This is a genomic window from Xanthomonas prunicola, from assembly GCF_002846205.1.
Taxonomy (GTDB): domain Bacteria; phylum Pseudomonadota; class Gammaproteobacteria; order Xanthomonadales; family Xanthomonadaceae; genus Xanthomonas; species Xanthomonas prunicola.
The window spans coordinates 89,809-105,280 of record NZ_PHKV01000004.1; the positions used below are offsets into that span (position 1 = coordinate 89,809).

The following is a 15,472-nucleotide window of genomic DNA, read 5'->3' on the forward strand; positions in this document are numbered from 1 at the left end:
GCTATCGCGCGCCACAGCGCCGTGTGCGTGCACGCGCTGTGGTTGTTCACAAGAGACCAGGGCACATCGGATGGCTGTGTCGACGTGTCGGTGCTCAGGCAATGCAGGCATACCTGGAAACAGGCGCAAGCACGCGATTTTCCGCATGTGGTTCGACTAAATTCGTCAAGACGGCGCGGCGGTGTTGCCGCAAGATTTTTCTAACGCAACGCGTATATGCCAAGGCACGCGCTCTCAGGGGAGAGCAGTGTCGTTTCAGTTGCCGTCCTTGCATTCGTAGACACCTGCCGTTGAGACGGCAGGCCGCCGCTGCAGTCTCTGTCGTGATCGATCTCCCATCTGTGCGCTGTGCCAGCCCCGGTCGGCCGTGCATGCAGGTGGGCCATTGCCTGTGTCAGCACAAGGATTTCCGATGTCGCCCAGCCGCACTGCTGTTGCTTCTAAGCGCCTTGCCTTGCAGATCACCGTGCTCGCTAACGCGCTGATGTTCGCGCTAGCCGTCACCTCGTTGCCGGCCGCGGCGCAGCAGCCTAGCGATGGCGCAGACGATGCCACCCAGACGTTGGATCAAATCAATGTCACCGGCACCCATCTGCGCCGCGTCGATGCCGAAACCGCCAGCCCGGTGGTGGTGATCGACCGCCAGCGCATCGAAGACAGCGGGCAGAGCACACTGGGGCAACTGCTGCAGCGCTTGCCGATGATGGCCGGCTTCCAGGCCGGGCCGTCGCTCAATTCCGGCTTCAGTCACGGCCGTGCGCTGGTGTCGCTACGCAATCTTGGGCCCGAGCGTACGCTGGTGCTGGTCAACGGCCATCGCATGGCTGGACCTGCCAGTAGTGTGGCATCGGCACCGGGCGTGGACGTCAATGCAATCCCCGCGGCGATGGTGGAGCGGGTGGAAGTGCTCACCGACGGTGCGTCGTCGGTGTACGGCTCCGATGCGATCGGTGGCGTGGTCAATGTCATTCTCAAGGACAAATACGATGGCGTTGCCGCCACCGTGGACTACGCGCAGAGCACGCATGGCGATGCCAACCGGCGCACGCTCGGGCTGGAATGGGGCAAGACCTGGGACCGTGGTGGGCTGATCCTGGGGCTTGGTCGTAACTCGATGAACCCGGTGTTCAATCGCGACCGCGGTTATGCCGCCAAGGCGGTGGAATATCTTGATGGGCATGTCAGCGAGATCCGCGGCGCCAATACCCGGGCCTTCCTGACCGATGGGCGCGTGCTGACGCCGGTGAGCGGCGTGGCGCCTGGTCCGGTCGGCGAAGATGCTTTCCGCCCCTACAATCGCGCCACCGACAGCTACAACGTCTACGACACGCAGTACCTGATCACCCCAATCGTACGCACCAACGCTTCGCTGCACGGCAGTTTCGACGTGACCCCGGCGGTACAGGCCTATGTGGATGTCTTCTGGACGCGCAGCAAAACGGTCTCGCGCCTGGATGCCTACGGCCTGGAAATGCCGGACGCCGTGGACAACGACTACAACCCGTTCGGCGATCAACTGGACGCCTACTATGTGCGCTCCCCGCAGGCCAATACGCGCGTCTACACCTCCACCATGTTCCAGACCAACATCGTTGCCGGCCTGCGTGGGCGCGTCGCCGATAGCAGCTGGCAGTGGGATGCGGCGGCAGGCTATGCGAACTACAAGGATACCTTGGTACGTAACGGGTTCTCGGTGACATCCAAATTGAATAACGCGGTTGGCGCGTCGTTCCTGGACAGCGATGGAGTGGTCAAGTGCGGCGCGCCCGGTGCGGTGATTGCCGGCTGCACGCCGATCAACGTCTTCAATCCCAACGATCCGGCCACCATCGCCGCATTGCGAGGCACCCAGTTGGCGGTGGATCTGATCGACAAGAGCCAGATGCGCTTTGTCGATATCAGCGCCAATGGCGACCTGTTCAAACTGCCAGCCGGCGCGGTGCAGGCGGCAGTCGGCCTGGTCTATCGCACCAACAAGTTCGCCCAGGGCACCAGCAGCGCGGTGGCTGCCGCCGATGCCGATGGCAATTGCGACTACAACGATGGCTGCATCCTCAAACAGGGGCGCGACGAGTCGGTGAGAGAAGCCTATGCAGAACTGCTGGTGCCGCTGCTGAAGGACGCGCCCTTGGCCAACGTGTTGAACCTGAATCTCGGATCGCGCTATTCCAAGTACGACGCCTGGGGCAACACCACCAACAGCAAGGTCGCGATCGAATGGCGGCCAATTGCGAATCTATTGGTGCGCGCGACCGGCTCGCAGGTCTTCCGGGCGCCGGCCTTGGGCGATTTGTATGGCTCGCCCTACAACGCTGTGATCGACAATACCGGCGATTTTCAGGACCCGTGCACGGGCTTCACCGGTGCGCCAAACCCGGCCTGCGCGAATGTGCCCAACGATGGCAGCTTCACCAACACCGCGCAGTTCAACGTGGTGACTTCCGGCGCCAATAACGTGGGCTTCAAGCTCAAGCCCGAGCGTGGCCGTTCCTACAACGTTGGCTTGGTCTACGACCCGGATCAGGTACGTGGGTTATCGCTCAACGTGGACAGTTGGCGAGTCGTGCTGGACGACATGCTGAGCGGTGTCGGCTATCAGCAGGTCGTCAGCGATTGCTTTGATGGCAGTGAAGCTGCGTTCTGCCCGCTGATTCAACGCGACGCCGCGGGCCAGTTGACGCGCGTGTCGGTGCCGTTCGCGTACAACAGCGGCAAGGTCGATATTCGCGGCTACGACGCCGGCGTTCATTACACGCTGGCCGAGACCGCCTGGGGCGCGTTTGCGGCGGGGCTGGATGCCACGTTCTTTTCCAGCTATCGCTTTGCGGGCGATGCGCATAACTACGTTGGCGAAAATTCCAGTTGGGGCAACATGCCGCGCTGGCGCGCGGTCGCTAATCTGGCCTGGGACAAAGGCCCGTGGCATGCGAGTTGGAGCACCCGCTACCTGGGGCGCACCGTCAACGGTAGCCAGTACGAAAATTTCTGCGCCGACACCAATGCCGATGGCAGTTGCGCCTATTTCCGGATCGGCTCGGTGGTGTATCACGACGCCTCGTTGAGCCGGAAGATTGCATCGCTGCACAGCACGGTGGCGGTGGGTGTCGACAATCTGGGCGACCGTAAGCCGCCGCGCTTCTACAGCTACTCCAATGCGGCCAATACCGAAGCGAGCACGTACGACACGCTGGGGCGGTATTTCTGGGGCCGGCTACGAGTGGAGTTTTAGACGCGGCTAGCAAAACAGAGCGAGCAGTCGTCGGGCGGATGTGAGGGGGACGCGGAGATGTTCGCTTTGCATCGCTGCACTTCGTGTTGACGCAGGTGTTGCCAGCGCAAACAACTATGGTGAGGCGGGCTGCAGTACAACGGTTGCGATGCAGTGGGGAGTAGTGCAGCCGTCTATTGTCCGATGCGCGCCAGCCGCCGCATCGATCGCACTGTTTTGCACGCTAAAGGGATGGATGCATGAGGGATTTACGCTGGAAGTCGTTCCTGGCTCGGCACCGGCGCTGGTTGCGCGTGACCCGGCGCACCGGCGCTGCAGCGCTGTTGTGGACATGCATCATGCTTGGTTGGCCACTTGCAGCCGCACAGGAAGCGCCGATCGCTCAGCCCAACGCAATGATCGGCGAGCCGCTGTTTCGCGGCCTGGACCATCCGATGCCCGACAGCGCCGTGCCGTTTGCACCGGGCGGGCAGCTGGCGAGGATCTACGCTGCCGATGTTGCGCATGGGGCAGGGCAGGCGCCGGGCAATGATTTCTGGATCGACCGCATGCTGGTGCGCGAGGGGACCGGCGGCGGCTTCGAGGATCGGAACGACTGGCTGTTTACCCGTGGTCGCGCCGCATATCTGACGTATCACGAGCCTGATGCGCCGGGATTCGTGGGGCAGGTGGCGTATTGGCATGCCACCGACTACGACGCGATGTTCCGCATCTACGCCACGCTGGGCAAGCGACATGTCCAATGGAAGGAGCGTTCGCAGCAGCGGCGGCAGACACCGAGTTATTTCACAACGGTGTTCGAAGATGCCGGCGTGGGCGTGCGCATGCGGCTGGTCAAGTACATCACCGAGCAGAACGTGGCGGTGGCCAGCGTCGTGCTGTCCAGTCTGGATGGGGCGGCGCACACGGTATCGCTGCAAGCCGTGTCCCCGATTGCCCAGCACGCCGATGGCAATGAGCTGACCGGCGCATTCGACGCCTATAACCACATCACGACGGTCTTCCCGCGTCTTTCCGGCGATGGATTCCATGTCGAGGGGCAACGCCTGGTTCGCGAGATCGACATCCCCGCGAGCGGCGAAACCGTGGCAATCAAGCTGCAGCTCGGCATGCTCACCCGCGAGTTGCCCGAAGCGCGCGCCGAGTACACGCGCATTGCCGCGCAGACACCGCAGCAGGCCTACCAGCAGCACGTGGCCAGCTACAACCACTGGTGGGTGGACAACCTGCCGTACCTGGATACGCCCAACGAGAACATCAGCAAGAGCCTGTTCTATCGCTGGTGGGTGCTGCGCTTCAACTTTCTCGATGCCAACGTCCCCGGCAACGACTACCAGTTTCCGGTGGCCATCGAGGGCGTGCTTGGCTACGACAATGCCATCGTGTTGACCGCCGGGATGTTCCTGGACGATCTGAAATACCTGCGTAATCCGCTGTACGCCTATGGCACCTGGCTCAGCGCGGGCGAAACCGCCGGCGGCGGCAAGTACACCGACAACCCCGGCTCGCCGGAGAACTGGTCCAATTCCTACGCGCAATACATCACTGCCGCCGCATGGCGGTCGATGCAGATCCACGGCGGGCCGGTGGCGCTGGCGGGCAAGCTGGCACGCTATGGCAGTGGTGACGTGGACGGCGTGCTGGCCGCCTACGATCTCAATCACAACGGCTTGATCGAATACGACTGGGCGGCGATGACGGGTAACGATGCCGATGCGGTGTCGTTCGATTGGGCCGACCAGCATGGCCAGATCCGCATGGACCGCACCGAGAGTGCCTACGTCTACGCCAACGCGCAGGCGGCAGCGCAGGCCGCAACGCTCGCCGGCGATACCGCCACTGCGCAGCGCATGCAGGCCACTGCGCGCCGCATCCGCAAGGCCACGCTGGAGGTGTTGTGGCAGGATCACAGTGGCACCCCCGATTCGGTCGGCCTGTATGGCGACCTGCTCAAGCATCGCCAAGCCAGCGGCCCTCGGCTGGCGGTCGATTGGAAGGAAACCAACAACTACTATCCCTTCAGCGTCGGTTTGATGCCCAAGCAGGGCGATGCCGACTACGACCCCAAGTATGTGCGTGCATTGCGGCTGTTCGCCGATGCAGCGCAGTACCCGCTGTTTCCGTTCTACACCGCCAACCAGGTGGACATGCAGGCGCGCGGCAGCGGCTCGGATGTGGGCAGTAATAATTTTTCCACCATCAATGCGACCGTGGCATTCCGTTTGTTCGGCTCGGCACTGCGCGATTACCCCAGTCCGTATTTGAACGCGCAGAGCTATCGCAAATTGCTGTACTGGAACGCCTGGGCGCCCTATATCAATGGCGACAACCGCTATCCGGATCAGAACGAATTCTGGGCCAAGGGCAGTGCCAGCCGTGGCGGCAAGATCGGTTACCGCTCGTGGATCCACCACACCCAGCTGGGCGCGACCAACTTCACCATGATCGAGGATGCGATGGGCTTTCGCCCGCGCAGCGACGGTAAGATCGAGTTGTATCCGATCGATATCGGCTGGGATCATTTTGCCGCCGACAATCTACGCTATCGCGACCGCAATCTGAGCATCGTCTGGGATCGTGATGGCAGCCACTACGGCGGGCGCATCCCGAAGGGCTATAGCGTCTATCTGGATGGCCGCCTGGCATTCCGCGTGGATCGGCTGGCACACGTGATCTACGACCCGACCAGCGGACAGGTCAGCGCCGCGCCGGATGCGGTCAATGGCAATGGCGCCGCGCAAGTGCTCCAAGCCCATCCTGCAACAGTGGCCTCGATCACGCAGGTGTCGTTCGCTGCCGGCACGCGGATCGCGCAGATCCTGGCCAACGCTGGTGTGGATGTGGCACTGCCGCCCGCGCATAGCCGCAACCTGGCACAGGGTGCACGTGTCAGCGCCAGTTTTGCTGCAGCGGGGTTGCCGGCAACGGCGGCAGTAGATGGCAGTACTGCCAGTACGCCGTTCTGGGGGACCGCAGGCTCGCCGTCGGCCAGCGACTGGATCGCACTGGACCTGGGCGGCATGCGGACGTTGGATCAAGTGGTGCTGTACTTCTATCGCAGCTCGTCGCCGGGCGGTGATCAGAACGGCTTTCCGTCCGGAACGCAGCCTGGCTACGCAGCACCGTGGATCTACGCCGTGCAATATCAGGACATCAGCGGGGCGTGGAAGAACGTTCCCGGGCAGGTGCGCGATGCCACGATGGCAGAAGGCAATCGCAATCGGGTGCGCTTTCCGGCGATCCATACCGCAGCGCTGCGCGTGGTGGTGACCCATGCTGGCACGGCGCGCACCGGCATCAAGGAAATCCAGCTGTTCGACAGCGGCTTGCCGGCGCCGGCGTTTGCGGGCAATGCGCCGCCGCAGGTGCAGGCATGGCAGTTGGACACGCCGGGTGCCGATGGCGCGATGGTGGTGCAGGCGCGCGTCGGCGATGACGGCTTGCCCAATGGCACGCTGCAGGCCCGCTGGCGCGTGCAGCAGGCACCGGAAGGCGGCGATGCGGTGTTTGCCGATGCGGCTGCGCTGCAGACGTCGGTGCGTTTCACCCGTGCCGGGCAGTACACCTTGCGTCTGGTTGCCAACGATGGGGCACTGATGGGGCATGCCGATGTGCAGGTCAACGCACCGGCCTCTCGCCCACTGCAGAGCATTGCGTTGCAGGCCATGGCCAGCGTCAGTGCGCAACTCACCGGCATGCAGTACCGCGTGCAGGCCTTGAACGATGGTTTCATTCCACAGCCGGGCAGTTTTCCCAGTGGCAGCCTGCGCTGGGGCAGCTATGGGCTCGACCAGCCCGCAACGGTGTGGTTGCAATATCAGTGGCCGCGTCCGGTGCGTCTATCGTCCAGTGCGCTCTACCTGTGGAACGACCAGCCCAACGGCGGGGTGGCCGCGCCTGCCGGCTGGAAGTTGCAGATGCTGCAGGACGGACGTTGGCAGGACATCGTCAGCAAGAGCGGGTATCCGATTGCGGCGGCGGCCACCGGCGCGGCGAGCACCGCCAGCTTTGCGCCGGTGGTGACCACCGGGCTGCGCGTGGTGTTGACGACCCAGACCACGGCCGACGGGCACGCCGCCATTGGCGTGGACGAATGGCAGGCGCTATCTGAGTTGCCCAAACAGATGGAGACGATCGATCTACGCGCGGCCCCCGGGCAGATGCCGACGCTGCCGCAGGAGATCACCGCGTTCTTTGCCGATGGCAGCGTGCTGCCGGTGGCGGTGCAGTGGTCCGAGCTGGCCGCCAGCCGCCTGGGCCGCGAAGGTGCGGTGGAACTGCAAGGCCTGGTCGAAGGCGCGATTCCCGTCAAGGCCACCGTCTGGGTACGCGCAACCCCGCCCGGGCAGATCAACACCGTGCAGCCATTGCCGACGGTGACTGCGGTGGTCGGGCATGCACCGACGCTACCGGGCTTTGTCACGGTGCAATACAACGACGGCTCGCGTGAACGCGTGCCGGTGCAATGGCCCACCTTGCCAGCCGCGCGTTACGCACAGCCTGGGCAGATCCAGCTCACCGGCACCGCGCAAGGGCGTGCACCCACCCAGAAAGTGTCGGTGCCCCTGGTGTTGCAGATCAAGGAGGTGACACCATGATGCGAACGTTCTCACGCTTGCTGGTGCTGGCCTGCGGGGTGTTGCTGGCCAGCGCTCCGGCCTGTGCCATGCAGCCGCCGCAGGGAACGCAGCTGCACTCATCCGGTAATCCCATCCTCGCCGACGGCAGCGCATATTCCGCCGACCCTGCGCCACTGGTGGCCGACGGCAAGCTGTACATCATTGCCGGTCGCGATACCGCTGCTCCCAATCTCAATGCCTTCGTCATGCCTGGCTGGCAACTGTTCGTCAGCAGCGATCCGGGCAGCGGTGAGTGGACCCACTACCCCGATTTTCTTCGGCCCCAGCATGTCTTTGCCTGGGCAGACAAGCGGTATGCCTACGCGTCCCAGATCGTGCAGGGCCCGGATGGGCGCTATTACCTGTATGCGCCGGTGCAGCAGCGCGATTCGCCCAACGACGATCCTTTCGCGATCGGCGTGGCGGTGGCCGATAGTCCACTCGGCCCGTGGACCGATGCACATCCGCAAGGTCCGGTGGTCTCGCAGTCGGTGCCGGGGCGCAACGACATCCAGAACATCGACCCGACCGTGATGGTCGACGATGACGGACGGGTGTATCTGTACTGGGGCACCTTCGGCGCGTTGTACGGCGTGGAGCTGCAGCGCGACATGGTCACCTTCAAGGGGACGCCGGTCCTGGTGGACACGCTGGACGGCTATTTCGAAGCGCCCTGGCTGTTCAAGCGCAACGGCACCTACTACCTGGCGTACGCGGCCAACAACGCCGGTCGTCTTTCGCCATGCACGCCCACGCTGTATCACGCATGCATTGCCTATGCGAGCGCGCCAACCCCGCTGGGCCCGTGGACGTACCGCGGCATCGTGTTGCCGCCGGTGTCCTCCACCACCTCGCATCCGGGCATCGTTGAATTTCAACGGCAGTGGTATCTGGTGTACCACACTGCAGACGCGCAGGGCGGCGGACATTTCCGCCGCAGTGTGGCCATCGACCGGCTGGAATGGGACGACAGCACCCAACCGGCCAGCATCCGCACCGTCGTGCCGACGCGGCGCCCCATGCCGCCGGTGCCGCCCATGCGCAATCAAGCGCCATCGGCCTACGCAACCGCGTCCAATGGTCCGGATATCCCGGTGCAGTACTGGATCGCCGCGCTCAACGACGGCATCGTCAAAGCCAATCCATTGCCGCCGGAGATGTGGGCCAGCTGGACGGACAACAATCCACCGCAGCAATGGCTGCAATACAGCTGGGCGCAACCGATCACCGTGGATCGCACGCGCATCGTGTTCTGGGCCGATCACCCTGCGGGTGCCGACGTCGGCGTGGCGCCGCCAGCGCGCTGGCATCTGGAATACCGGCACGCTGGGCGATGGCAGCCGGTGCAGCCCAGCGATGGGTATGGCACGCGCACCGATCACGATGAAGCGGTGTCGTTCGCGCCGGTGACAACGCGCTGCGTGCGCGTGGTGATGGATGCCTCCGGCAACGCGGCCAGCTACGCTGCGCTGGCGGTACAGGAATGGGAAGTGCTGGCACCACAGCCACAACGCCTGCCAGCTGCCACTGCCGCCGACAGCAAGCGTTGCGATGCGCCGTGAAGCCGCTGACACAGCGCAGCGTGCGGCAGTGGCACGGATGCTGACGGTACGCAGGCAGCGGAGTGCACTGGCGGTGTATGACGATTCGGATTTCATAGACCGCACGCACGCACGTACGCACGTGCGTCGCGAACGCGCACCCGTTTTTTCAACCGCCCTGACGCACTCCACACCACATAGCCAGCAAAGGTTCGGATGCAGGTAGCCAGCGCACCGTGACTCCCTAGCGAGCTGCCGCAACGTACATCGCTTGTGTCTGTCGCAGCGATTGCAGTCACGGGCTCGGCCATCGTCCATCAATGCCAAGCTGTCGTTCCACTCATTCCATGAGGTCGCAGGTGCCGCACATCCCCGCCATGCGCTTGCGCACCATCGCAGCGTGGTGCGTGTCTCTCGCGCTCATGCCGATCCTGTCAGTGACTGCAGCGCCTGTGGCCGCGCCCACGCCTGCGCAATACACGCAGGCACTGGGCTTGTCCGATCATTACGCCTCGCTGGTGGACCGGCAGCCCGCGGCACCAGTGTGGGTGGATGCAGGACATTTTCTGTATCGGCGTGGGGTGGCGCGCAGTCACCAGGCGCCGGCCATCGAATACCGCCTGGTGGAGGCGGCCAGCGGCCGCAACACATTGGCCTTCGATCACGCGCGGTTGGCCGCAGCATTGACGCAGGCCGGTGCCAAGGCGGTCGACGCAGCGCGACTGCAACTTGAGGTGCCCACCCTGGAACAGCAGCGCCTGAGCTTCCAGTTGGCGAGGCTGGGCTGGCAATGCGATCTGCTGCGCTATCGCTGCACGCATGTGCCCGAACGCGACGTGCCGGCCGAATCGATGGACATGCGCCTGCCGCTCGAGCAGGGCGAACGCCAGGCCAAACTATCGCCGGATGGCCGTTGGCGGGCCTGGGTGGAGCAGGCCAATCTGGTCATCGCGCCGGTCGGCAGTCACGAGCACAGCGTGCTCAGCCACGATGGCAGCGCCGAGGATTACTACGCACTCGACAGCGTGGTGTGGTCGCCGGATTCGCAGCATCTGGCGGCGTATCGGGTCAAGGCGCCACCGCCGCGCAGGGTGTATTACATCGAATCGGCGCCAGCCGATCAGGTGCAGCCGAAGTTGCATCAGCAGGTCTACCCCAAGCCGGGCGATGTATTGCCGGTGATGCAACCGGTGTTGTTCGACGTCGCCACGCACGCTGCGCATCCGGTAGCGATGACCTTGCTGCCCAATGCCTTTACCTTGAGCCAGATGGTCTGGTGGAAGGACAGCCGCGGGCTCACCTTTGAATACAACGCACGCGGCCACCAGCTGTACCGGGTGATCGAAGTAGACGCACGCACGGCCGCCGCGCGCACGCTGATCGACGAAACATCACCCACCTTCATCGAATACTCCGAGCTCAGCGGCGAGCATGAAAACGGCGGCAAGCACGCACGCCAAGATCTGGACGATGGCGCGCAGATCGTGTGGGCGTCCGAGCGCGATGGCTGGGAGCAGCTCTATCTGTACGACGGTCGCAGCGGTAAGGTGATCCGTCAGATCACCCGTGGCGAGTGGGTGGTGCGCAAGCTCGATCGTATCGACGAAGCCGCAGGGCAGGTGTACTTCACTGCCTCCGGCATGCAGCCCGGCGAGGACCCGTACTACCGCCACGCCTATCGCATCGGCCTGGATGGCAGCGGGCTCACCGCACTGACGCCGCTGGCTGCCGATCATGAGGTGCGCTACTCGCCGGATGGAACATGGATGCTGGACCTGTATTCGCGTGTGGATCTGGGCCCGGTACTGGAGCTGCGGCGCAGCGCAGATGGCAGCCTGGCACGCACCGTGGAGCGCACCGACCTGAGCCGCTTGCTGGCGGCAGGGTGGCAAGCACCGCTGCCGTTCCATACCGCCGGGCGCGATGGCAAGACCGAGATCTGGGGCGTCATCTATCGCCCGCAGCAGCTCGATCCGCAGCAGCACTACCGGGTCATCGAAGACATCTATGCCGGTCCGCAGGGCGCGTTCGTCCCCAAGCGTTTTACCACCGTCACGCCATCACTCACCGGGCTGGGGTTCGCGGTGGCATCCATCGATGGCATGGGCACCAACAACCGCTCGCGCGCCTTCCACGATGTGGCCTGGCGCAATCTCAAGGACGCCGGGTTGCCCGATCGTATCGCCTGGCACAAGGCGGCCGCCGCGCACTACCCGTGGTATGACATCGACGGCGGTGTCGGTGTGTACGGCACCTCGGCAGGCGGGCAGAACGCCTTGGGGGCGCTGCTGTTTCATCCAGAGTTCTATGTGGCGGGTGTGGCCAATTCCGGTTGTCACGACAACCGCATGGACAAGATCTGGTGGAACGAACAGTGGATGGGCTGGCCGGTAGGCCCGTGGTACGCCGAATCGTCGAACGTAGAGAACGCCGCGCGGCTGCAGGGGCATCTGTTGCTGGTCACTGGCGACATGGACATGAATGTGGACCCGGCCAGCACCTTCCAGGTCGCCGACCGCTTGATCAAGGCCGGCAAGGATTTCGATCTGCTGGTCGTGCCCGGCGGCGACCACGGTGCCGGTGGCGATTACGGCAGGCGCCGTCTGCTGGATTTTTTCGCGCGCTGGATGCAGCAAACGCCAACGCCGGACTGGAATCGCACCGCAGCGGCGCCAGCCGCACCGGCGCCGTGATGTGCGCTGCGGGTCACGTGCTTTGACCTGATCGCCTGCGCGGCGCATCGAGGACGATGCCCCGATCCTTCCCGTCTTCATCTGCATCCCTAATCGCCACACAGCAGTGCGCACGCGTGCGGGCTCGAGCGCGGTCAAGCCATCGACGCATGATCGTTCAGTTGCGAAACATGCTGTTTTCCGCATGCGCTGTCGCCAAATGCGACAAGACGTAGCGTCTACGCACAGGCACATTGTGACCAACTGCTGAAACTGGAGCGCATGGGCGCATCCAGTGCGAAACGCACATCGTGCCTGACAACCGCGTTGCTGCGCGATCGTTCGCTCGCCTGTGTCGCAGGTTGTCTGTGTGTCTGCACCACGGCCGTTGCCAGCGGTCCCCTGGAGCATGCGTCTGCCATCTACGTCCACCTGCGCTGCTGTATGCCGGCACGGGCGTGCGTTGCCCATCGTTTGTCTGTCGTACCACCCAGGAGCCCTGCATGCCGATGTTGCCGTTGCCTTTCTCCCGCACCACTGGCGCAACCATGCGGCCGTTACCGAGCATGCTCACCACCGCGTTGTTGCTGGCGCTGTCGGCCGGTGCGATTGCGCCGGCGTCTGCGCAGCAGGCCACCGGCGGCGATGCAACGCAGACCCTGGACAGTGTGGTCGTCACCGGCTCGCGTTTGCGTCGCGTGGATACCGAAACCGCCAACCCGGTGGTCACGGTCAGCCAGGAACAGATCGCTGCCACCGGCAAAGCGACCGTTGGCGATCTGTTGCAGGAACTGCCATCGATCGCCGGCAACGCCACCAACCCCTATACCAACAACGGCGGCGGTACTGGCGCTTCGGCGATCTCGCTGCGTGGCCTGGGCGACAAACGCACGCTGGTGTTGGTCAATGGCATCCGCCTGGCCTACAACGACGTCAACGCCATTCCGTCCAGCATGATCGAGCGCATCGAAGTGCTCAGCGATGGCGCCTCGGCGGTGTACGGCTCCGATGCCATCGGTGGCGTGGTCAACTTCATCCTGCGCTCTCGCTTCGACGGCGTGCAGTTCAGCAGCGACTTCGGTACCAGCAGCGAGCGCGATGGCAACCGCCGCAACTTCGCCCTCACCGCTGGCAAGACCTGGGAGCGCGGCAGCCTGATCGGTGGGCTGTCGTATCACAACATCGACCCGGTCTCGGCCGGTGCGCGCGACTATTCGAAGGATGCGCTGGCACTGACCGATGGCGTGCCGGTGAAGCAGGGCTCGTCTGCCACCCCTACGGGTACGGTCAACTTCAACGATGGCTCGGATCAATCCAATCAGCTTCGGCAGGACAACGGCTGCGCGCGCGTCACGCTCAATGGCGGCGTCAACGGCCGTGCGGGCCCAGGTGATTTCCATTGTTACAACGCCAGCGCCGACTCCTACAACTACCAGCCGTTCAACCTGCTGCAGACGCCGCAAAAGCGCACCAATGCCTTCCTGCTGGGCACGTTTCGCTTCAGCGACAGCGTCGAGGGCTATGTCAACACCTGGTTCAGTAAAACCGAATCGGCTTCGATCATTGCGCCGATTCCGATCTTCTCCAATGGCGACAACATCCTGGTGTCGGCACAGAGCTACTACAACCCGTTCAGCGTCAATTTCGGCACCGATCGCACCACCGGCACCTCCTACAACGACCTCAATACGCGTGCCACGGTGCTGGGCAACCGCAGTTATCAATACAACACCTACAACTTTCAGATCAGCCCGGGCCTGCGCGGCCGTTTCGGCGACAGCTCCTGGCAATGGGATGCCACCTTCAACTACGGCAAGGTCAAGCAGAAGTCGATCAATAACGGCTTTCTCGACTATGCCGCGTTCAATCAGGCCATCGGCCCGTCGTTCCTGGACAGCGATGGCACGGTCAAGTGCGGCAGCGCGGGCGCGGCGATTGCAGGCTGCACGCCGCTGAACTTCTTCAACCTCAACGACAGCGCCAACCTGGCCACGTTGCAGGGCATGGTTGTCAATCCCATTGTCACCAGCGTGTACACGGTCAAGCAATTCGAGGCCAATGCCAACGGTACGCTGTTCGAACTGCCGGCCGGTTCGGCCAGCCTTGCAGCCGGTATTTCGTATCGCAAGGAACGTTCTACCACCACCTCGGACCCACGATGGACCGGCGATGAGAACGGCCTGTGCGGAGTGATCGAATTCTGCTCGTCCACCTTGAGCGGCAGTTTCGATGTCAAGGAAGCCTATGCCGAAGCGCTGTTCCCACTGCTCAAGGATCTGCCCGGCATCAATGCGCTGAACATCACCGTGGGCACGCGTTTTTCCGATTACAGCTCGGTGGGCAGCAAGACCAATAGCAAACTGTCGCTGGAATACCGTCCCATCGAAAACCTGCTGCTACGCGGTACCGTCTCGCAGGTGTTTCGCGCACCGAATATCAACGAGCTCTACACCGGTGTGACCGGCGATTCGGCAACCGTCAACGACCCGTGCAATGGCTACACCGGCGGCAACACGGTGGCCTGCGCCAACGTACCCACCGATGGCAGCTACCAACAATCGGACGGGCAGGTGTCGGGCAAGGCATCGGGTGCGGCAGTGGCGGGCTACCAGCTCAAGCCTGAGACCGGCAAGTCCTACGACGTCGGGTTCGTGTACGACCCGCAATGGATCGACGGGCTGTCGCTGAGTGCGGACTGGTGGCGCATCGATCTGGAAGACACCATCACCACGGTATCCGCGCAGACCGTGCTCAATCAGTGCTTCGCCAACTCGGCCAGTTCGTTCTGTGCGCTGATCCATCGCAATGGCAACGGCACCATCAATTACATCGCCGAGCCCACAGTCAACCTGGGCAAACTGTGGGCCAAGGGCATGGACTTCAACCTGACCTACCGCTTGCCCGCAATGGCCTGGGGGAATGTCACCGCCGGCCTCAACGGCACCTATCTCACCCGTTACGACGTATTGCCCGACACCACCGATCCCAGCTCGGTCACCATCCACAACGTGGGCCGTTACACCCAGGCCTACGGCAATTTTCCGCGCTGGCGCGCATTGGGCACGGTGAGCTGGGCGCTGGATGACTGGAGTGCGACCTGGCGCATCCGCTATGTAGGCCATACGGCCATCGGCAATTCGGATCCGGACCAGAGCCTGTCGGCCGATTCCAGCACGCCGACGGTGGTGCGCAACATCGGTGCGTACGTCTACAACAACCTGCAGCTCGGCTACAACGTGGAGCCGTGGCATACGCGCTTTGAAGTGGGCGTGGACAACATCGCCAACAAGCAGCCGCCGCTGTATTACTCCAACAACGTGGGCAATGCGAACACCGACGTGGCCACCTACGATCTGCTCGGTCGCTTCTATTGGGCGCGTGCAACGGTGAAATTTTGAGTGCGGCCATGTC

General features: G+C 63.5%; 5 protein-coding genes. All 5 read left to right on the top strand.

What is annotated here, in order from left to right; translation table 11 throughout:
- Nucleotides 1-412: 412 nt before the first annotated feature.
- The 5 genes from XpruCFBP8353_RS13870 (at nt 413) to XpruCFBP8353_RS13895 (ending at nt 15,459) form a co-directional block, all read left to right on the top strand.
- The gene (locus XpruCFBP8353_RS13870) at nt 413-3,229 is read left to right on the top strand and encodes a TonB-dependent receptor domain-containing protein (protein WP_162301050.1); all 2,817 of its coding nucleotides are present in this window, start codon (nt 413-415) and stop codon (nt 3,227-3,229) included.
- A 239-nt stretch (nt 3,230-3,468) separates the two neighbouring features.
- The gene (locus XpruCFBP8353_RS13880; protein WP_101363752.1) at nt 3,469-7,827 is read left to right on the top strand and encodes an Ig-like domain-containing protein; all 4,359 of its coding nucleotides are present in this window, start codon (nt 3,469-3,471) and stop codon (nt 7,825-7,827) included.
- Nucleotides 7,824-9,410 carry a family 43 glycosylhydrolase gene (locus tag XpruCFBP8353_RS13885; RefSeq protein WP_101363753.1) on the top strand — a complete coding sequence of 529 codons (1,587 nt, stop codon included), beginning with the start codon at nt 7,824-7,826 and terminating at the stop codon, nt 9,408-9,410. The genes XpruCFBP8353_RS13880 and XpruCFBP8353_RS13885 overlap by 4 nt, the downstream gene beginning before the upstream one ends.
- Nucleotides 9,411-9,736: 326 nt before the next feature.
- Nucleotides 9,737-12,082: a S9 family peptidase gene (locus XpruCFBP8353_RS13890; protein WP_101363754.1), complete on the top strand. Its 2,346-nt coding sequence runs from the start codon at nt 9,737-9,739 to the stop codon at nt 12,080-12,082.
- 482 nt (nt 12,083-12,564) lie between these two features.
- Entirely contained in the window at nt 12,565-15,459 is a 2,895-nt protein-coding gene (locus tag XpruCFBP8353_RS13895) for a TonB-dependent receptor domain-containing protein (protein ID WP_101363755.1), read from the top strand.
- Nucleotides 15,460-15,472: the final 13 nt, after the last annotated feature.